We start from the raw sequence: 20,085 nt of genomic DNA, 5'->3' as shown, positions 1-20,085 counted from the left end.
ATTAAGGTCGACTTATCGGTCTGATCATTCGGCGTGTTTGAACGCCAAGGCTTGGGCCATGCCCTCAACGGCTTTTCGAACGGGATCCTCGTGAACGAAAAGCCGCTTCATAAGAAGCACCGTTTCTGGGCCAGCCTCGGCCAAGGAATCGACCGTCTGGTTCACGGTCCGGTCCAGCTCGTCGCGGCTGCACACCTTGTCGACTAGACCAAGAGTCATCGCCTCGTCCGCGGTGAGGTTCTGCGAAAGCAAGCTCAAGGAGAGCGCCTTGCGCGCGCCGACTGCTGAGATAAGCAAGTCGGACAGGGCCGCGTCCGGCACCAGATGCCGTTGCCCGAAGACGAGCCGAAGAGAGGCATCTTGCGAGGCGAGGACGACATCACCTGCGAGCGCCAGGGCCACCCCTCCTCCGGCGGCTACACCGTGGATGACGGTCACGATTCCGAGGCGGCTTCGCCGCACGGCCTGTACGACCGCCTGAGTGGTCTCGAGACGTCGAAGTGAACTGACAGTGTCCCATTGGGCCGTGTTGTCAAGTTCGCTGAGATCCGCACCTGAGCAGAATGCCCGCCCTGCGCCTCGGAGTACCAAGACGGTGAGTGAGGGGTCGCTCTCGGCTTCGGCGACGATCTCGAGAAGTCGTGTCTTCATCGACGACGTTATTGCGTTCAACGTCTGTGGTCGATTCAACGTCACGTTCACGAACGCTCCATGCTTCGTGACAAGAACCTCGTCTGGGCTCAGCGGGCCCCCCGAGAAGTCAGGACGCAACTAAATCACCGACAGCGGGCACGATGTCCCATAGGCTGCCGACCACCACGGCGCCTGCTTCCCTGAACTGGTCCGCCTTGGCCTGGGCCGACGTGCCTCCACCCGTCATGAGTGCACCGAGATGGCCCATGCGTTTGCCCTCGGGTGCACAGAGCCCGGCCACGTAGACGACCACCGGCTTGCTCATCGACGGGATGAAGGCCGCTGCCTGCGATTCCATGCTGCCGCCTGGTTCCCCGATGAGGACAACGGCACTTGTGTCGGGATCGTCCTCGAACTTGGCCAGATACTCGCTCTGGGTGAGTCCGACCACCGGATCCCCTCCCATCGACACGATGGTGCTCTGTCCCAGCCCGGCTGCGGTCAGCGACCGATGAGTCTCCAGCGTGAGGGTTCCGCTCCGGGATACGACACCAATGGGGCCAGGGAGCGTGAAGGATGTGGCGACCATTCCCAGCAGACATTGACCGGGAGAAGCGGCACCTATGCCGTTCGGCCCGATGACTACGGTTCCCGCTGACCGGGCTGATTGGACTAGCCGCGTTGCCTCGAGGACAGGAATCCCCTCCGGGATTGCCGCGATGACTGCGATGCCGGCCTCCACCGCTTCGAGACCAGCGGAGAGCGCCGCACCCTCGGTTGGAGGGACATGCAGGATTGTGGCGTCGCACCCTGTCGCCTGTACCGCTTCGGAGACCGTGTCGAACAGCGGTGTTCCGAGAACCGTGTCACCGCCTCGTCCAGGGCTGACGCCCGCGACTGCGGGGTGACCTGCCTGCTGCAGAACCGATAGTTGGCGCTGACCCTGTCTACCGGTGGCTCCTTGCACCACGACCTTGGTCTCGGGCCCAATCAGGATGCTCATGCTTCTACTGCCCCCAACACCGTTGCTCGCTGGACAGCTGCTTCTGCTGTCTCGACCAGCTCGATGCCCATGGCCTCGAGGGCTCCGGTGAGCCGCTGGGCTTCCTGCTCGTCGCCTGGTATTGCACCGGAGAGGAAGGCGACCGTCGGGACGCGGACCTCCACACGCGACAAAGCGTCGTGGAGCGGCCGAAGGACGCGTTCGAGGGGGGTATGACTAAGCGAGAACACAATGAGCATCGCGCGTACGTGTTCGGCTTGAGTCCGCTCGGCGACGCGGGTCGCTAGCGCCTTGACGCGCTCGTCAGAAACACCTCCCGCGATGTCGGCGAAGTTGGCCGGACCTGGGCCGGCGGCGGTCAAGGCGTCACCGATGGCCATTCCGAGGCCCGCCCCGGCTGACAGGACAGCGACCGCACCTTCGCGCTCGAAGAAGACCAGGCCATCGGTGATATCGCCTGCGTAGGTGAGGAGCTTGGCGTCAGCAGCCACAAAGTCAGAACCAGTCCAAATGCAGGGGTTGACCTCCACCAGCTGGGCCTCCGACGCGAGAAACGCCCGCCACAATGCTGCGCAAACACCGCCGACGCGCTTCAACTCATCACGCGTCCAGCCGAGTGCCTTGGCGAGTCGGACCCCGTCATGGGGCAGTACGCCTCGAGACAGGTCGACCTGCAGCGTGGCCAGGGTGCCGGCCTCCGCCTCCTCGACGTCGACACCGCCACGACTGCCCAGGACCAGCACCGGAGAGCAGGCAGCAGCATCCATGCCGATGGCTACATATCGCTCCACGCCTGCAACGGCAGCCTCCACTAGCACCGGCACGCCGCCGCCCATGGCCCCAAGGTGAGCGACCTCGGCTTGCGCGAGGTCTCTGTCACGAATCTTGGTGACCAATCCCGCCTTCCCGCGTCCGCCGCGGCGGACTTGTGCCTTGACGAACCACGGACCGTCCCCAGTCGGAACCGCGAACGCGTCCGAAGGCTGGAAGACCGCTCCGTCCGGGATCTTGACTCCGTACTGCCGAAGAACACTCTTCGCTTCGACCTCTGACAAGAACATCAGCGCCTCAGCATTCCCATGGGGTCTACGACCTTGCGCAACAGCGTCAACTCCGCATCCTCGATCGGGTCGAGAGTGGGCACATCCGCAGGTCCCAACTCCCATCCGGTCGCTGCCGAGACGGATGACCAGTCCGCTGATCCGTGGATGCCGACTGGTTGCAACAGCCCTTCGTGATCAGGTCGAAAGAGGACTTCCGAGGTCACGAGGATTGTCGGTCCTTGATTCGGCAGACCCAACTCCTGGCGTGTCAATCCCTTGTATCGATGTCCTGCAACCGAAACGAAGTCAACGTTTTCTCTCAACGTCCTGGCGTCGTGTCTTTCCGTCCACAGGAATACGCGACGTGCAGTGTGGCCAAAACTAGTGTTGGCGATTCCGGGGCCGCGAAGGACGGAACCGCTACTCATCTTCACCCGATGCAGGTTGATGTTCGCGTGGTGATCAATCTGCATTCCGCTGTAGAAGATGACGTCGATGCCAAGTTCCGTAATTGCAAACAGGTCAGACATGTCGGCGATGTGTTCGGGCTGAGCATCGTATCCGGCGCAGAACTCCGGGACTAAACGCCTCGGATCGACGAATATCCCTCCAGCGAGGACGGTCAGGGACGGAGCGTGAGCCGCTTGGGCCAGCATGCAGGCGGCGAGGGGGATGGTGGATCCGACCCCCGTGCAGGCGACCCAGTCGTCCTCCAACTCGCGAGAGAGGAGGATTGCGATACGCTCCTTTACCGAGGCCTCAGGCGTGGTCATGCCGCCAACCTGGCCAAATGCTCGAGACGGGCCTCCCCGACCTCGGCGATGTAGGCGTCAACGGATTCGTGATTACAGAACCGCTTCAAGTACTCGTCCACGTCCCCGGCAGTGACCTGGGACCGATATCCATCAAGGTGATCCATATCCGCGACGTACGCGCCAGCACTGCCGGTCGGATGCGCACCATAGGGTGCCTCAAGGATGGCGTCGACTAGATAGCCTGGCACGGATATCCCCATCCTGGCGGTCGTCGTCCGCGGAACTATTCGGTCCACTTGGGCAACAACGACGCGGGCGGATCGGGCCATGAGAAGGTCGGCGTAGCGACTCCCGAAGTGGCATAAGTTTCCGGACGCGTCGCCCAATGGCGCATGGATAAGGGCGAGGTCGACTCGGAGAGGTTCCACGCCGCGGAGCCCCCCCGATTCGACGATCAAGGGGTTGCCGTCTAGAACATCATTGCGACCGAGGTGGTCGAGGACTTGCAACCGAGAGTTAGCGGCTGCCGCCATGTAGCCACCGATTAACGTGGCTTCATCGACCTCATCGATGGTAAGGCCCTGACCAACGGCCCGACGGAGGCCAGGGGCTAAACCAAGGGAACCCAGCGAGATATGCGGTATTCGGATTCTGGCCACTCTCTCCGTCGCTAAAAGGATATCCGCATCCCACGAGGCGGCGGGGGCGGAGGTTACAAAGAGGTCCTTCACGCCCTCCCGCAGGAGCGCGCGCACCAATGTAGCTGGGCGGTTCTCCAGGAGCATTCCCCCCAATGTGACGCTCCGAGCGCCGGAGAGAAGTTTTGGAACCTCGGAAAAGGTGACCAAGCGATTGCCCACTAATGCACCCCTGACATGAATCTAGGTCGGCCGACAGGCGCCGCGGTCGGGATGAATCCCATGAGTTCATCCCTCCGGTAGGTTGTCGACCGTGCGGCTGAGCCGCCACGTTAGTTCCGATGAACTCACCCGTCAATGGGGCTCTTCACAGTTGACGGTGTAGCGAGCGGACCGGGGCCGGTGGCCGGGTAGACGTCGAGGTCTCCCGAGAATGGCGGTTCCTACGCCAGCCACCTGGAAGACCTCGACTTGTCTGACGCTACCTTCGCGCGCCCTGACCTGACCACGTTCGCCCGGCTCGATGACCTCGGCCTTGAGGTCACTGGCCAACGGCTCGAACCGGGCCGCGCGGTCCTCGCTTGTCGGGTTGTTGAACCCGATCAGTGGTGCCGCCGCTGTGGCTGCGAGGGCGCCCCGCGTGACACCGTCCAGCGGCGGCTGGCACACGAGCCGTTGGGTTGGCGCCCGACCACGCTGGTCATCACGATCCGGCGCTACCGATGCACGGGCTGCGGGCACGTGTGGCGCCAAGACACCACCCGCGCCGCCGAGCCGCGAGCGAAGCTCTCGCGCCGTGGCTGCGGTGGGCGCTGGAAGGGATCGTGGTCGCCCACCTCACCGTCGCTCGGGTCGCCGACGGGCTCGGTGTCGCGTGGAACACCGCCAATGACGCCGTCCTCGCTGAGGGCAAGCGCGTCCTGATCGACGACGCGCACCGCTTCGACGGCGTCAAGGTCCTCGGCGTCGACGAGCACGTATGGCGTCACACGCGGCGCGGGGACAAGTACGTCAAGGTGCTCATCGACCTCACGCCCATCCGTGACGGCACCGGCCCAGCACGCTTGTTGGACATGGTCGAGGGCCGCTCCAAGGCAGCGTTCAAGACCTGGCTTGCTGAGCGCCCGCAGGCATGGCGCGATCAGATCGAGGTCGTCGCGATGGACGGGTTCACCGGCTTCAAGACCGCGGCATCCGAGGAAGTCCCCGACGCGGTCGCGGTGATGGATCCCTTCCACGTGGTCCGCCTGGCCGGCGACGCATTGGACCGCTGCCGACGCCGTGTTCAGCAGAACCTGCACGGCCACCGTGGCCGCAAGGACGACCCGCTCTACAACGCACGCAGGACGCTACACACCGGACGTGCCCTCCTCACCGACAAGCAGAAGGACCGGCTCGAGACCCTCTTCGCCACCGACGCCCACGTCGAGGTCGAGGTGACCTGGTGGATCTACCAGCGGATGATCACCGCCTACCGGCACCCAGATCGCGCCCACGGTCGCAAGCTCATGGTCAAGCTGATCGAGTCGCTCAGCCACGGCGTCCCGCGGGCGCTGGCCGAGCTCGTCACGCTAGGGCGGACGTTGAAGAAGCGCGCAGCTGACGTGCTGGCCTACTTCGAACGACCGGGCACCAGCAACGGTCCGACCGAGGCCATCAACGGTCGCCTGGAACACCTCCGCGGCTCCGCCCTCGGGTTCCGCAACCTCACCAACTACATCGCTAGATCGCTGCTGGAGTCCGGAGGCTTCAGGCCACGACTACACCCTGGATTGTGAAGAGCCGTCAATGGGCCAGTCGACGTGCCGGCGTATGGATACGCGTATTGACAAGCCGGACCCGTTGTTCGCGGGGCACGCCGACCGAGATCGACTACGGGCACCGTAGGCACGAGACCGGTAGGCCAACGTGGCTCTATTGGGAACCACGTCGCCGAGCTGCCTCCGGCCAGGGAGCCGAGACGTGCGGTAGCCGAACGGCTACGGCGAAGGCGGCTCGATCTCAGGGCCCTGACGCTTGCGTCCGGCGGAGGGTTACCAGTCGGTGGAGGGCCCTGGCCGTTCGCCATGATGGATTTGCCATTGACGGACTGACGAGCGACGACGTCATGATCGGTGTCTTTGCCAACCGTAAAGGCGGCATCGATCCCGGGGAGTGGGAAGCGGCACGCGCCGAGTTCTTCTCAAGTGACAGCCCTGCTTGCGGACGTCCCGTTGGTCATGAACTGTAGTGAGGTCGTCCGTGCCAAATGCAGAGGCCGCGTCGCGCTGGTGCCGGTTGCTTCCAGCAGGGACGACGATGCGACGAATGACGACGCGATCGTCAAGCGGGGCGGCCATCAACACATCTAGTTCTAGGGAATCGGCGAGGCTGTCCGTGACTCGACCGCTTGAGGTGAGCGCGGATCCGAAGCTACATGGTTACGACGTGGTCATGGACGCCATGGCAATGGCAGCTCCCGAGCGGACGACATGGCTGACTTCCTCGAGTCGCGTTGGTCGAGCAGTGGGGGTGCCCAGCCTTTGTGCGGGTCGGCGAGTGCGAGACGTGGCCGCGCACGTCATCAGCTATTGTCCGCGCAGCCGCACCGAGGTCCTCGGGTTGTTGTTTACCCGGCGGGCTTTCGGCCCGCGAGGCTCGACACTGAGGCCATGGTCGAGTACCAGCATCGCGGTCCGGCCGACTTGGTCGCGTTGCTGCGGGCGCAGCTGGCAACGCGCGGCACGACCGCAGCCTGGGGTGGTGGCGTCGGCTTGGTCGGCAGCCTCATCCACTACCAGGACTTGCGCCGGCTCTGGCCGGGCGGCGCGGTGTCGCAAAGGAGCTTGTCGGCCCCGCCGCGTCCCAGGACCGTCTGGGCTGCCGACCGTAACGGACGGCAACGCCGTTAGCTATGTCCCGCGGGCGGATGGGCTCGCGGAGCGTGACCACAGCCGGATCCCTCCTCCGACAATCGCGTCGCCCCTACGGGAATCACCACTATGCTCGGGCCTGAACCCCGGTTTCTGGCACAGCCACAGGGCCAGGGCGGTGTGGGACTCGAGGCGGCATCGGTGCTCACGCCGCCGGCCGGGTAGGCGGGGACCGGCGCCGCAGCAGGGGGCCGATCAGCGGCGCGCACGCCAGTGCGACGAACACCCGCAGAAACTGCATCGTCAGAATGAGACCGACCTCCTCACCTGAGTCGACCGCCACCGCGACCACAGCCGGCAAGCCACCGGGGCTCGTGGCGAGGTAGCCATCGATGCGCGCGATCCCGATCGCGTCGGCAAACACAATGCCCACCACGCCACAGGCCACGACCCCGACCAGGATTTGCCCCATCGCCAGCGGGAAGAGCCGGGCGAGCCGCCGCAGTCGCTCGCGGGTAAGGCCAAGACCCACGTTGGCACCGACAATCGTGTATCCGACGGCGAGTGCCCAGCCGGGCACGCCGGGGTTCGCGAAGACGCCCGACAGTGCGAGTGCACTCGACACGACTAGCGTCAGCAGGATCGCCGAGGCACTGAACCGCAGCACACGCGCCAGCCCCAGACCGATCCCCAGGGCCGCGAGGGTGTAGACGTGCTGCGACAGCGCGTCGCTCGCGCCGGGCGCACCGAGGTGGGCCCCGCCCGCGTCGCCCAGCATCGGCGCAACCACCGGCACGCTCACCAGGACGAGCACCACCCGCAGATACTGGATGGACATGACGACGGCGTCGTCCGCCCCGAATTCCCGGGCTGCGAGCGACACCCCCGACGCCCCGCCGGCGATCGAGGCGAAGGCCGCGGTCGGGCCGTCCACCTCAGGGTCGAGTCGTAGCAGCTGTCCGACGAGCATTGTGATCACCAGCGTGGCCGCTACCCCTCCCACCACCGCAACCGGCTGGTCGACGATGGTGTCGAGCACGTCGCTGTCGACGTTGGCGCCTGCAGCGGCACCCACCAGGCCCATGCCGAGGTCACGCATCGGCCCCGGGAGTTGCGGCTGGTCGGGCAATCGCCGCGCCGCGAGGCAGCCCGCGACAATGGCGGCGAAGAGTGGCGGTGACGGTGCGCCGAGGGCCGTCAAGGCCAAGATCGTTACGACGTAACTCGCGAAGGCCAGCAGCCAAGGGCGGATCGGGCCGCTTCCGGGCATCCGTCGCACGATCCCGGTCAGCACGGCATCTCGTCGGCAGCAATCAGCTCGGAGCCCCACGGCAACACCAGGCACCACACCCACGGAGCGACCCCATCGATGGAACCGGCCGCCTGGGAGACGATCCCCCACACCTATAAAGTCCTACGACGGGGATCATCCGCCCACGCACCGTGCCGGGGCCCTTCGAGTGGTCGCCGTGCAACCGGCCCGGTGACTGGTGGTGGGGCTCCTCGCAGGGTCGGCGACCGCAGCCGGCAGGAGGCAGGCCGCCCGCATATTAGCGAGCGGCCGGTGGGACGAATCACCTCCGCAGGACGCCTGGCCAGTGGCGAGGCGGTGGTCCGATATCAGGTCCAAGTGGCACGTTCCTCCCGGCTGATCGGCTACCCGCCGCGTCTCCCAGGGAAACCTCGGAGAGTGTGACCTGCGACAACTTCCCTCTTGCGGGATCCGTCAGCCAGTTGAAGTCGGGTAGCAAGGGCGCAGTCGAACGGCTCGATTCGTTACCGCGGTCCCTCCGACGGGCCCGAACCTGTTGGCACGCCTCCTTTCCGGCATTGGGTGGCGACAACAAGCATGGGACAAGGGAGAGTCCAAGATTACCCCCGGAGGCGTCGAACTGTTCCGCATACGGGGATCGGCATCCGGTGACGTGGCCGCGGCGCATCGCACAGACCTCGAGGAGCCTGAAGCTTTGTGGACCGGCATGCCCAGTGAGGAGGACGCGGTCCGGACAGGGCGTCTCCCAATAGGTGGAGCCAGCGGATGCAGCCCTCGAGCACGGCTGCGGCCCGGTAGGTGAGATGGCGAGCTTGTCGTAGCGGGTCGCCAGGCCCCGCCGCTGCTTCGACTGGTTGAAGGAGCGATCCACGACGTTGCGGCCCTTATAGATCTCGGGATCGAGGGCGGGCGGTCTCCCGCCGGCCGAGCCCTTCCGTGTCGGGCGGCGATCTCGGTGGCCTTCTGTGGGATGACCGTCTTGACGCCGCGCGCGGCCAGCATGCGCCGGTTGACGCCGTTGGTGTAGGCGCGGTCGGCCACGACGACATCGGGACGCCCTCGTAAGCCTCGAACGCCGCATTGTCGCCCACCGAGACTCGATCATCGCCGCGATCGAACGCGGCCTGTCTAACGGGCGCATCGAGTCGGTCAACACCGAAGATCTGCCTGATCACCCGGGGGGCCTTCGGCTTCGCTAGCCCCGACGCCCTCATCGCCCTGGCCATGCTCAGCGACGGCCGACACCGCCCGGTCCTCCCGGGTGGATGAGAACCCACGGATGAGTCAGGAGAGCCCAAAAGATGTCGCACAGGTCTCGCGCAAGCCCTCGCAGGGTCGAGTAGTCCAGGTCGTGGCTGCGGCGGGTCAGGTAACGGGTCAGCATCTCGGCGACATCCTGGTTGGCCAGGTCATAGGAATCGACCAGCTGAGCCGGCGTCATCGCTGGGGCGCGCATCGCGCCACGCAGCGTGGCGGGGACACCGGGACCGAAGTGCCCGCACCCGTGCAGAACCTGCCAGGCGAGGTGTCCGATGTGGTGCTCGTAGCCGGCGCCGTAGCGCCCGCGGCGGGTCTCGACCGCATGGTGCAGCAACCCTTCGGCGGTCAGGTCGGCCAGCTCGATGCCTTGGGTAGTCAGCGCGCCGGCAACATCCATCCTCGCGCAGCGCTTGTAGTGGAGCGAGGTGTTCGTCTGATCAACCAGTGTCGAGAACCGCTCGAGGTCCGGATCGGCTTGGGCGGCCTCGAAGTCCTGGAAGTAGTGTTTGAACCTGTTTCTGCGGAATGCAGGAAGGGACGGGTGAATCACCCGCAGGCAGAACAGCATCTTCAGCGCGTGGCCGGCGTGCTCGCGGTGCGACGGCAGCGTGAAGAGGTCGCGAACCTGGGTGATGCCGGCGTCCAGCCCGGATGCGAGCCACTGCTCCTGCCAGGTCCCGCCCGGGTACTGGGCCAGGTATGCGAGCAGATGACGCAGCCCAGCGCGGCGTTCGGAGGAGCGCGATTGGCTGACCGGCCAGATCTCGTCGGCGATCGCAGCGATCTGTTCCGCGGTCGCGGTGTCCAGGTTCCCGTGGGGGCGGGGTGGGACCGCGGGGGCCGGGGATGGTGACGGAGTGATCACCTGCCGGGCAGTCAGTTGCCGACGTGGGCGCGGCGGGGCTTCGGGGTGCAGCGCGCGTTGCTTGGTGTGTCGTCGCTCAGCCATCGACCTCACCCGCCGAACTGCCGCCACCGAACACGGTCTTGAAGTCGGCGTGGTCGTATCCCGGCGTCGGCGTGGTCGCCGGTCGGGGCGCGGTGTAGTGCTGTTGGAGCCGGTCGAAGACCTCCTCGACCCGGGGCCGCAGGTACGGGTCCAGGGAGGCCACATGCTGGTGCCTGGTGACGGTCATGACGTCCTCCAGGGTGAGGTTCGGGTCGGCGGTCATCCGTTCGATCGTGGTGTGCCGCAGATCGTGCAGCGTCCAGTCCGTGCCCAGCTGATCGTTCGCGCGTTGCACCACCCTCCGTGCGGCGAAGTACGACAGCGGCCGTGGCTGGCCGCGCAGGGCGCGCCAGATGACCTCGTCGCCGGCGGGTGTGCCGCGCTCGTCGAAGTAGACCGCCAGCAGGCGCAGCGCCTCCGGCGAGCTGGGCACTGGCTGCAGGGCGCGGGTGCCCTTGCTGATCACCCAGAGCTGCTGTCGGGTCCAGTCCACCCGGTCGCCGGTGACGCCGAGCAGTTCGCTGGCCCTGGCCCCGGTGGAAAGGAACGAGGCCAGCAGCGCCCGGTCGCGCGTGTTGCGCATCGCAGCGAGCAGTTCGGCGGCCAGCTCGTCTGGGAGAGAACGGGGGACCAGCGCCGGTGGCTTCTGTCGCAGCGGCGCGCGGCGCTGTTGCGGCCGTGGTTCGAGCGGGCTGCGGTGCGCCAGTCGTGCGCGGCGAGTCGAGCTAGCCGGCACCGGGTTCCTGGTTTGGCCGCGGCCGAACTGGGCGTGGAAGATGTAGAACGAGGACAGCACCGAGAGGGTGTGGTTGATGGTCGCCGGGGCGTACCCCGACCCGAGCGCGCGCTTGCCGGTGCGGTGGTTGACCGACGCCGTCGACGTCGATGTCGACGGCCCGCGCCGTCGTTGCGGGTTGTCGGCTGTTCGCATCCAGCCGACCAATACCTCGACGTCGGCGCGCGTCGCGCGATCCCAGTCGACCTCAAGCGCGTGAAGCAGCCGCCACCAGCGCAGCAGGTCCTGGGCGTAGGAGCGGGCGGTGAGCGGGCTCATGTCGGTAAGCATCAGGTCCCGCAAGAACGCCGAGAACGGCTCGACCTCCTCGCCATGCGCGTCGACCACCACGAACGGCAGCGACGCCGTCTCGCCGGCGCGTACGGCTCCCGTGCGAGGGAGCTGCTCGCCCCCGTCCATCAGAGCCCGTCGAATCTCGCCCACCATGGTGTGCAGCGCCTCCGCTCAAACCCGCCTGCGCGGGTGTCCCTGCCGGATGACGCCTGCCCTATGGGGAACCGGCCCGGGGACAACGGGGGCAGTACACTCGGCAACTTCTGGGCGGGTTCCGAAGTGCAGTCAACAGGACCAGTTCGGCTGGGAGTGGTTGCAGGCCTACCCGCAGGCCCGGATTCTGACGTGCGGCACCGAGGACCTGGTCAAGGACAAGCGCCAGCTGTTCGTCGCCCGCGCCGCGACCGGTGAGTGGGACGCGGTCATCATGTCCAGGTCGGCGTTCGAGAAGATCCCGGTCTCCAGGGACACCGAGGAGGCCTACCTCGACGAGCAGCTGACGCAGTTGCGGATGTGGCTCGCAGCCTCGAAGTCCGAGCGCGGCCTGTCGGTGAAGCGGCTGGAGGGCACCCTCGCGCGGGCCGAGGAGCGGTTGAAGAAGCTGCGCGACGTCGAACGCGACCCGGCGATCACCTTCGAGGCCACCGGGATCGACTACCTGTGCGTGGACGAGGCGCACGGCTACAAGAACCTCCGGCTGGCCTCCAACATCCCCGGTGTGGCCGTGGACGGGTCGAACCGGGCCACCGACCTGGACTTGAAGATGTCTTACCTACGCGGCCGCCACGGCCGCCGGGTCGCGACGTTCATGACCGCCACCCCGATCGCCAACTCCGTGGCCGAGGCGTACACGATGCTGCGCTACCTCGCCCCCGCTGACCTGGAGGCGGCGGGGATCAGCGACTTCGACACCTGGGCGGCCACCTTCGGGCAGGTCGTCACCGACCTCGAGCTCTCCCCGTCCGGGACGGGGTTCCGGATGAAGGCCCGGTTCGCGAAATTCAACAACGTCCCCGAACTGCTGCGGCTGTGGAACCAGGTCGCCGACGTGAAGACCGCAGACGACCTCCACCTGCCCACCCCCGACCTCGAGGGCGGAGCGGTGGTGGTGCCGCCGAGCCAGGAGCTGGTCGACTTTATGGCGCTGCTCGCCAAGCGGGCCGACGCCGTCTCCTCGCGGGCGGTCGATCCGAGCGAAGACAACATGCTCAAGATCAGCGGCCACGGCCGCGCTGCCGCGCTCGACCTGCGGCTCATCGACCACCAGATCGACGGCCTGGGGGCGTACTTGGACCGGGAGCCCTCGAAGGTCGACGCGGTCGCCGAACGTGTCGCCGGCATCTACCACGACCACGCCGACATCGCCTTCGGCAACGACCCGGAGCCAGGCGCCCTGCAGCTGGTGTTCTGCGACCTGGGTACGCCGACCGGGGCAGGCTGGAACGCCTATGAGGAGCTCAAGGCCCAGCTCGTCGCCCGTGGCGTACCGGCGCCGAAGGTGAGGTTCATGCACGAGTCCAACAACGACCGCGCGAAGGCGCGGCTGTTCGAGCAAGCCCGCACCGGCCACGTCGCGGTGCTCATCGGGTCGACCGAGAAGATGGGCGTCGGCACCAACGTGCAGCGCCGCGCGGTCGCGTTGCATCACGTCGACTGCCCGTGGCGGCCCGCCGACCTGGCGCAGCGCGACGGCCGCATCATGCGGCAGGGCAACCTGAACGAGTCCGTCCGGGTGTACCGGTATGTCACCGAGTCGAGCTTCGACACCTACCTGTGGCAGACGGTGGGGCGGAAGGCGAAGTTCATCAACCAGCTGATGCGCGGCCGGCTGGATGTGCGCGAGATCGAGGACATCGGCGACTCTGCCCTCTCCTACGCCGAGGTCAAAGCCCTCGCATCGGGTGACCCGCGGATCATGGAGCTGGCCAAGGCCGAGACGGATGCGACCAAGCTGGAGCGCCTGGAGCGCGCCTGGGCGGCAGCCCAGCGCAGTCTCGCGGCGACGATCCGGGAGGCCAAGCCGCGGCTGGAGCGGCTGGCGACCGACCGCGAGCAGCTGATCGCGGCGCTGCCGCTGCGCCGCGACACCGACGGGGATGCGTTCTCGATGCGGATCAACGGCGCGGCGTACGACAAGCGTGCAGATGCCGCCCCTGAGCTGCAGCGGGCCCTGCTAGCGGTGCAGCCGTACCAGCGCGACCCGCAACCGCTCGGCGACGTCGGAGGCCTACATCTGCAGGTGTCCGCGGACTCGTGGATGGGCCAGCCCAGGTACGTCGTCTCGCTCGTCGAGATCCCGCGAGTGCATCTGCTCGTCGAGGCCGGCGACGTGCGCCAACCGAGCATCGGCCTGGTTACGCGGGTCGAGAACCTCCCCCGGCGCCTGGAGCGGGTGCTCGACGACGTCGAGATGGACACAGGCAAGATCAACCGCGACGCAGAGCGTGCCCAGGCTGGGCTGGTCGATGTCTTCCCGCGTGCCAGAGAGTTGACCGAGGTGCGCGCGACGCGGGACCGGCTCTCGGCCGAGCTGGCCGCCGACAGCGCCGAGAAGGCCTCATTCGTGCAAGCCGCTGAGCAGCCCTCCGCGCCTAACGGATCCCAGCCCCGCACGCCCACGACGGTGCCCGAGCCGGCTGGCCAGGCGGGGCGGCCCGCGATCGCGCCTCCACCCGCTCCCCCACGGCCGCGGCCGGACGAGGACCCTCGGCCGCCCGTCCCTGTGGGGTGGTCGCGATGAGCACGGCGCAGATCCCAATCCTCTCCACAGGCCGTGCTGCGCGGCTGTTCTCCACCGGTTCGGGCGCGCCGGATGCGCCGTGCTGGCGGACTCTGCTCCACTGGTCAGCGGGGTCGAACCTGCTGGCGACCTCTCTCGAAAGGACCACGCCCGATGACTAGTCCCGCCACCTATCGCACCAGTGAGGTGTACGACGCGTCCCCGGACTTCGTCTACGCGGTCTCGCTGCTCGCCGCGCTCGAGGACGCGACCGGGCAGGAGGGGCACGCCATGGTGTTGCCGTTCCTGGGCATGGCCCGTGCCGAGCTCACCGACTTCGGGCAGCGGCGTCCGGCCCGCTACGTTCCGGTGCAGATCGGCGACCTGCGGTCCGGTCTGGCCGACCTCGAGCAGCGCCTCACCGTGCTCCTGGCGGACTCGCAGGTGCTCCAGCACACGCTGCGCCTCGACTCAGCCCGCCGGCTGCTGCGCCGCGGCGTTGCCACTGTCACCTAGGAACCCTGCGATGACCGCGGCCGGGTCCGCGAGGTCACCGGCAACCTGCTCGACCAGCCGGTCGGGGCGCTGGTAAAGCCGGTGGAACCGAAACTTCGTTCCCCACGGTGGTACCACGGCGCAAACGTGAAGCGGTGGACCGAGCCCGCTGGTCATCAGGTCCACCAGCCGATCGCGACCTTGTCCAGGCCTTCACAGGCGCGGCATCCTGACCGCGGCCGCGGAGTTGTATCGGACCTGTCGGGAACACTCAGAAGCCAACCAAGGAGGCCGACCATAACCAGCACGGCCACCCGACGGCTGCGCCTCGCCTGGCATCACGGCCGACGACGGCGCGACTATCTCTCGCTGCAAGCCACGACCACACCTTTGGCGACCGACGAAGATCACACAGTCCTCGCCAACGCGATCGTCGCGGAAATCGAAGAGTGCCTACCCCGCGACGTCGGCCCGACGGGCACTCAGCCCTCCTTCTTGGAGACTGGGAGGAGATCGACGGGCTCCCACTCCAGTACCCGAAGTACCGCCACCGACCTCGCCCCTTGGCATCAGGTCGAGTACCAGTTGCTCACCCAGCACGGCCTCAGCCCGGACGACATCACCGTGGTCGGCTACGCCCGACCCCGCTGGTGGAAGCCCGCCACGGCATGGGAGACGCGCGTCGCGAAGAGCGAGCAGTAGGCGGAGGGGGGCACGGCCACCTTCCCCCACCGCCTCGCTCACGGCGGTCCGCCGCGGCCTCGACTGTAGTCACGTCAGGATCAAGGTGTCCGATACTGCACGTCGGAGGTTGCTTCTTCGGACATGACCAACGCGCTGCCCAACGATGCGACCTGGACCGACTATCTCAACGCGCACGGCGGCCCCGAGGCGTCGGGATGGTGGGTGACCCTGGGCTGGCTCGCCGACTCCGTGCACCCGCGGCCGGAAGTCGTGGGCCCGTACTCGTCGTACGAGCAGGCGGTGGCCGCCATGCAGGACTCGACCACCCCCTCCCTGGTCGGCCCCCGCCTCGACGGGCGCGACGGGCGGGCCGGCCCCTCATCGACGGCTTCGCCGAGGACACCAACCGCAACGAGTGGCTCGATGACGTGTACGTGGCCACAGATCCGGCCTCGATCGCCAAGATGTACGCCGACTACGGGCACCGGGTCACGCTGATCGACCCGGGTGACCCGAGCCATTTCGGGGACCCCGACCCCACCCCGGCGCGCAACGCCGCCTCAGTACGGCCCGTCGCGGGCTGCTGCAGGCCGGCGCACTGCACCCGCCCGGCTCGGATGAGAGCCGGCCGGACGCCGAGGGCATCGCGGAGCCGGTAGACCGCTCCCCGGACCGCCGGGTAGGTAGTCGGCCGTCTCCACAAGCATTTCCCGCCGCGGTGTCCGATCCGACACCTCGGCGGTTGCTTCTCCGGGCATGGCAACGACTTGGCCCGTACGGTGCCCGGCTGGTGACCCGCGATGACGGTCTCCACCTATGGCGAGCACACCGAGAACGCGGCGCAGGCGCTGAACAACCTGATCCGCGATGACGTGATCCCGGCCGACGAGGCCGCGGTCGACCGGCTGCTGCATTGCCGCGAGGCAGTGGTCGACGCGCTGCGGCAGCGGCTTTACGACGTCGGCCAGGACAGCTGGTACCCGCCGCCGGACCACCTGCCGGCCCGTACGCCGATGCCGACACTGGCTGGGCTGGACGAGAAGCTGGCGACGCTGGTGGACAACATCGCCGTCGCACTCCCCACGCTCCCCCTCGACGAGCGCCGCTCCCCAGCCGACTACCTCGCTCCCGCCTCGACCGATCCGACGGTCGAGGCGTGGCGAGCGGCGGCCATCGAGCTGCTTGCGGCCTCTCATGCGCTCTCGGCGGCCGCCGAGCAGCCTTGGCGCACCGATCCGGGGGCCGGCTGGTGGGTGATGCGCGACGTGTCGGTGGCCCTAGAAGCGGTCGTCGTACTCGATTCCCGCCTTGAGGAGGTCGGCCTGCTGGCTGAGCATCAGCGACCGGATGACGCGATGAGGCTGGACGAGAAGCGCATGGTGCTCTCCCAGACAGCCCGGGTCGCGACGTGGCATGCCACGACCGCGAGCCCCGAAGAGGCGACCCCTCGCGTGCGGCAGGCGGCGCCGTCGACGGTGGTGGAGCCGGTGTCGCTGGTCTCGACACCTGACGACCTGGCGGCCGCACAGCAACGCCTGGCCCGGTTCCTGCGCCCACTCCATGCCTCCGACGCGTTCTACGCCGCTGAGCCTGAGATCACCGCCGACTCCGCGCGGCAGGTTACGGCCAGCCAGCTGTCCCGTGCCGGGTCTAGTGGAGACTCCCAACTGACGCCTCGACGGTAGCCGGGGCGGTGTTGTGCCGGTAGTAGTCGTTCTCGAGTTCGACGGGTGGGACGGTGCCGATCTCGCCGTGGAGGCGTCGGTGGTTGAACCAGTCGATGTACTCCGCGACGGCGATCTCGAGGTCGTCGATGGATCGCCAGGGTCCCTTGTTGCGGACCAGCTCGGCCTTGAACAGGGAGTTGAACGCCTCGGCCAGGGCGTTGTCGTAGCTGTCGCCGGTGGATCCGACCGAGGCGACGGCGCCGGCTTCGGCGAGCCGTTGGGTGTAGCGCACCGCAAGGTATTGGACGCCCTTGTCGGAGTGCGCAATGACGCCGGTGGTGTCGTGGCCGGCCCGGGCGCGGGTCCACAGCCCCATCTCCAGGGCGTCGAGAGCGAGGTCGGTGCGAAGGTTCTTCGCCAGCTGCCAGCCGACCACGCGGCGGGAGAAGACGTCGATGACGAACGCGGCGTAGACCCAGCCGGCGAAGGTCCGGCAGTAGGTGATGTCGGCAACCCATAAGTGATCCGGCGCGGTGGCGGTGAACGCTCGCTGCACCAGATCGGGACGGGTGTCCGGACCCGTGCCGGGGATGGTGGTGCGCGGTCCCTTCGCGCGCGAGATCCCGCGCAGCCCAGCGGTCCTCATCAGCCGCGGGACGGTGCACCGAGCCACCTGGTGACCTTGGCGGTTGAGCTCGGCGTGCATCTTGCGCACCCCGTAGACCCCGTAGTTCTCGGCATGGACCTGGGTGAGGACCTCGGTCGTGGCGGCGTCGCTGACGCTCCTGGCCGAGGGTGGCCGCTTCTTGGCGGCGTAGTAGGTGCTCGGGGCGATCTGCATACCGGCCTCGGTGAGGACCTCACAGATCGGCTCGACCCCGTGCTGGGCGCGGTGCTCGTCGATGTAGTCCACGACCACCGCCGTGCTCACTTGATCTTGCGGTCGAGCTCCGCCGCGGCGAAAAACGCCGATGCCGTCTTCAAGATGTCGTTGGCGCGACGAAGCTCCTTGACCTCGCGCTCCAAATCGGCGATCCGCTTGGCCTCAGCGGTCGTCGTGCCCGCCCGCTCGCCGGCATCGATCTCGGCCTGCTGGACCCAGTTCCGCAACGTCTCAGGGTTGATCCCGAGCTGGTCACCCACCCGTCGCAACGCCCCGCTACGAGTCGCTGGATCACGCCGCAGACTGACCGCCATCTCGATCGCCCGCTCCCGAAGCTCCTCGGGGTACTTCCTCGGTGCTGCCATGACTCTCATCCTCTCGTGGAATGAGAGCCTCCATCAGACCCGGCACGGGACACGGTGTTGTGGTCGAATGCGTTCACGGTCGAGCCGAACAGGGGCGGCTCGAAGAGCAGGAGGAACCCCATGACTAGTACGCCGGCGAACTGGTACCCGGATCCGCACGACGCCCGGCAACTGCGGTATTGGGACGGCAGCAGCTGGACCGACCACCGCGCATCCAACCCTGCGGTGCAGGGTCAGCAGACGGCTGCGCCGGCGACACCGACGGCGGGGGCATCGGCACCCGCTCCCCAGTCAGTTGCTCAGCCAACTGCCCAAGCGGCACCAGCGGCGTCTGAGTCCAAGGTGCCGTTGTTCGGGGCACGCAACGTCGCGAAGCAACAAGCTGAAGAACTGGACCGATTGCGCGCCGACATGGCACGGCTGGGCGTCCTCGATGTCGCCGAGCTGAGCCGGCAACGCGACCAGCTGCGCGTCGAGGTCGACGCGCAACGTGCGCGCCTGACCGCCGAGCGCACCGAGATGGAGCGGCAACTGGCCGATCTCCGCCAGCGGGTTGTTGTCACCCAGGAGGACGAGATCCTGCAAGAGGTCGGCGTCTACCGGTACCGCCATCCGCTCAGCGACTCGGTCGCCTTCAGGGACGCGTTGGCGCGTGTCCAGGGACAGATCAAAACGATGGTGCGCGCTGACGGCGGAGCCATCGAGGCGACCACTAGTTGGCAGGTCAACGGGTCGGCCGCCGAGGGCCGCAAGATGGTCCGCGACATATCCAAGCTCATGCTGCGGGCCTACAACGCCGAAGCTGACAACCTCGTCCGCGGCCTCAAGCCGTACAAGCTCCCCACTGCCATTGACCGGTTGGAGAAGGTCGCGTTCACGATCGCGAAGCTTGGAGCCTCAATGTCGATCCGGGTCTCCCCGGCCAACCACCGGCTCCGAGTCCAAGAGCTCGAGCTGACCGCGGACTACCAGGAGATGCTCGCCCGCGAGAAGGAGCAGGAGCGCGAGGAGAAAGAACGGCTTCGCGAAGAACGCAAAGTGCAGCACGAGATCCAGCGCGAACGGGAACGGCTCGACAAGGAGAAGCAGCACTACCTCAACGCCCTCGCCGCACTCGAGGTCAAGGGCGACGCCGAAGGTGCCGCACGGCTGCGCACCCAGCTCGCCGACGTCGAACAGGCGCTGTCCGACGTCGACTATCGTGCCGCGAACATCCGAGCCGGGTACGTATACGTCATCTCCAACATCGGCGCCCTCGGCAGAAGATGATCAAGGTCGGCATGACGCGCCGCCTCGAACCCATGGACCGCATCCGCGAACTCAGCGACGCCTCCGTCCGTTCAACTTCGACGTCCACGCGCTTTTCTTCTCCGAGGACGCCGTCGCCATCGAATCCCAAATGCATCAACGCCTCGCCGACCGACGCGTCAACCGCGTCAACCCGCGTCGCGAGTTCTTCTACGCCACACCCGCCGAAGCTCGGGACCTTCTCACCGAGCTCACCGGCGAATTGCTTCAGTTCGACGAACTGCCCGAGGCCGTCGAGTACCACCAGAGCCAGCAAGCCCGATAGCTACGCACGCAGTCGTCGTAAGCACCAGGACCGCGCCACAGCGCGCGCCTACAAACCGGTCATCTGCCCTTCCTTCGCCGATCTGGCAGCAGAGGTCAGTGGAGTCCAGCAGAGTGGTGTACGACGAGATCCCGGTAGCGCGTCGCTGAGAACGTGAACGCGGTCATCGGGTGATCCTTCGAGTGATCTCTCACAACCGACTCGAAGAAGGACACACCGATGAC

Annotated in this window: 15 protein-coding genes, 2 pseudogenes and 1 other annotated feature; of the genes and pseudogenes, 8 read left to right on the top strand and 9 right to left on the bottom strand. The window is 67.1% G+C overall.

Annotated features, from left to right (window positions below; genetic code table 11):
• Positions 1–24: 24 nt before the first annotated feature.
• The 5 genes from FIP57_RS22000 to FIP57_RS21980 are packed head-to-tail and all read right to left on the bottom strand — an operon-like array spanning position 25 to position 4,294.
• Entirely contained in the window at positions 25–702 is a 678-nt protein-coding gene (locus tag FIP57_RS22000) for an enoyl-CoA hydratase/isomerase family protein (protein ID WP_162529927.1), read from the bottom strand.
• A gap of 58 nt (positions 703–760) precedes the next feature.
• Positions 761–1,636 (bottom strand): succinate--CoA ligase subunit alpha, encoded by an 876-nt coding sequence (locus FIP57_RS21995; protein WP_148575839.1) that lies wholly within the window; start codon positions 1,634–1,636, stop codon positions 761–763.
• Positions 1,633–2,697: an ATP-grasp domain-containing protein gene (locus FIP57_RS21990; RefSeq protein ID WP_162529926.1), complete on the bottom strand. Its 1,065-nt coding sequence runs from the start codon at positions 2,695–2,697 to the stop codon at positions 1,633–1,635. Before FIP57_RS21990 ends, FIP57_RS21995 begins: the two co-directional genes overlap by 4 nt.
• A complete protein-coding gene (locus FIP57_RS21985) occupies positions 2,697–3,452 on the bottom strand; it encodes a CoA synthetase (protein WP_148575834.1) in 756 nt (251 codons plus the stop codon). Before FIP57_RS21985 ends, FIP57_RS21990 begins: the two co-directional genes overlap by 1 nt.
• On the bottom strand, positions 3,449–4,294 hold the full coding sequence (locus FIP57_RS21980) for a CoA transferase subunit A (RefSeq protein WP_275266190.1): 846 nt from the start codon (positions 4,292–4,294) through the stop codon (positions 3,449–3,451). The genes FIP57_RS21985 and FIP57_RS21980 overlap by 4 nt, the downstream gene beginning before the upstream one ends.
• A 249-nt stretch (positions 4,295–4,543) precedes the next feature.
• On the opposite strand from FIP57_RS21980, the pseudogene FIP57_RS21975 reads away from it, so the two are divergent.
• Positions 4,544–5,850: pseudogene (locus FIP57_RS21975) on the top strand (ISL3 family transposase).
• An 873-nt stretch (positions 5,851–6,723) separates the two neighbouring features.
• Positions 6,724–6,963 carry a hypothetical protein gene (locus FIP57_RS21970; RefSeq protein WP_148575830.1) on the top strand — a complete coding sequence of 80 codons (240 nt, stop codon included), beginning with the start codon at positions 6,724–6,726 and terminating at the stop codon, positions 6,961–6,963.
• Positions 6,964–7,129: 166 nt separating this feature from the next.
• Here FIP57_RS21970 and FIP57_RS21965 read toward each other — a convergent pair whose 3' ends face one another.
• Positions 7,130–8,218 carry an AbrB family transcriptional regulator gene (locus FIP57_RS21965; protein ID WP_148575828.1) on the bottom strand — a complete coding sequence of 363 codons (1,089 nt, stop codon included), beginning with the start codon at positions 8,216–8,218 and terminating at the stop codon, positions 7,130–7,132.
• A 998-nt stretch (positions 8,219–9,216) separates the two neighbouring features.
• Here FIP57_RS21965 and FIP57_RS21955 point away from each other — a divergent pair.
• A pseudogene (locus FIP57_RS21955) lies at positions 9,217–9,466 on the top strand (transposase); the annotation flags it as partial.
• On the opposite strand, the gene FIP57_RS21950 reads toward FIP57_RS21955, so the two are convergent.
• Both FIP57_RS21950 and FIP57_RS21945 read right to left on the bottom strand, forming a co-directional pair.
• Entirely contained in the window at positions 9,426–10,406 is a 981-nt protein-coding gene (locus FIP57_RS21950) for a hypothetical protein (protein ID WP_148575826.1), read from the bottom strand. The pseudogene FIP57_RS21955 and the gene FIP57_RS21950 sit on opposite strands and share 41 nt — an antisense overlap.
• On the bottom strand, positions 10,399–11,628 hold the full coding sequence (locus FIP57_RS21945; RefSeq protein WP_148575824.1) for a tyrosine-type recombinase/integrase: 1,230 nt from the start codon (positions 11,626–11,628) through the stop codon (positions 10,399–10,401). The genes FIP57_RS21950 and FIP57_RS21945 overlap by 8 nt, the downstream gene beginning before the upstream one ends.
• A 160-nt stretch (positions 11,629–11,788) precedes the next feature.
• On the opposite strand from FIP57_RS21945, the gene FIP57_RS21940 reads away from it, so the two are divergent.
• From FIP57_RS21940 to FIP57_RS21930, 3 genes are all read left to right on the top strand, one after another.
• Positions 11,789–14,215: a helicase-related protein gene (locus FIP57_RS21940; RefSeq protein WP_162529925.1), complete on the top strand. Its 2,427-nt coding sequence runs from the start codon at positions 11,789–11,791 to the stop codon at positions 14,213–14,215.
• Positions 14,216–14,368: 153 nt separating this feature from the next.
• Complete coding sequence (locus FIP57_RS21935) at positions 14,369–14,710, top strand: hypothetical protein (protein ID WP_148575822.1); 342 nt, start codon at positions 14,369–14,371, stop codon at positions 14,708–14,710.
• Between the two features lie 1,463 nt (positions 14,711–16,173).
• Positions 16,174–17,058, top strand: coding sequence for a hypothetical protein (locus FIP57_RS21930; RefSeq protein WP_203231410.1), 885 nt, complete (start codon positions 16,174–16,176; stop codon positions 17,056–17,058).
• Here the strand turns inward: FIP57_RS21930 and FIP57_RS21925 are convergent.
• A protein-coding gene (locus tag FIP57_RS21925) for an IS3 family transposase (RefSeq protein WP_148575820.1) occupies positions 17,024–18,288 on the bottom strand; the annotation gives its coding sequence in 2 pieces (ribosomal slippage) (positions 17,024–17,997 and positions 17,997–18,288; 1,266 coding nt in all). The genes FIP57_RS21930 and FIP57_RS21925 overlap by 35 nt on opposite strands.
• Positions 17,867–18,010 (bottom strand) — a sequence feature (AL1L pseudoknot). It overlaps the preceding gene by 144 nt.
• A gap of 120 nt (positions 18,289–18,408) precedes the next feature.
• Here FIP57_RS21925 and FIP57_RS21920 point away from each other — a divergent pair.
• Positions 18,409–19,557 (top strand): SNIPE associated domain-containing protein, encoded by a 1,149-nt coding sequence (locus tag FIP57_RS21920; protein WP_203231409.1) that lies wholly within the window; start codon positions 18,409–18,411, stop codon positions 19,555–19,557.
• Positions 19,490–19,861: a GIY-YIG nuclease family protein gene (locus FIP57_RS24580; protein ID WP_203231408.1), complete on the top strand. Its 372-nt coding sequence runs from the start codon at positions 19,490–19,492 to the stop codon at positions 19,859–19,861. Before FIP57_RS21920 ends, FIP57_RS24580 begins: the two co-directional genes overlap by 68 nt.
• The last annotated feature ends 224 nt before the right edge of the window (positions 19,862–20,085 follow it).

Origin of the sequence: Nocardioides caldifontis (genome assembly GCF_008087345.1) — a bacterium.
GTDB lineage: Bacteria > Actinomycetota > Actinomycetes > Propionibacteriales > Nocardioidaceae > Marmoricola_A > Marmoricola_A caldifontis.
Note: the sequence above shows the minus strand (reverse complement) of the source record. Positions and strands in the feature narration are given on the sequence as shown.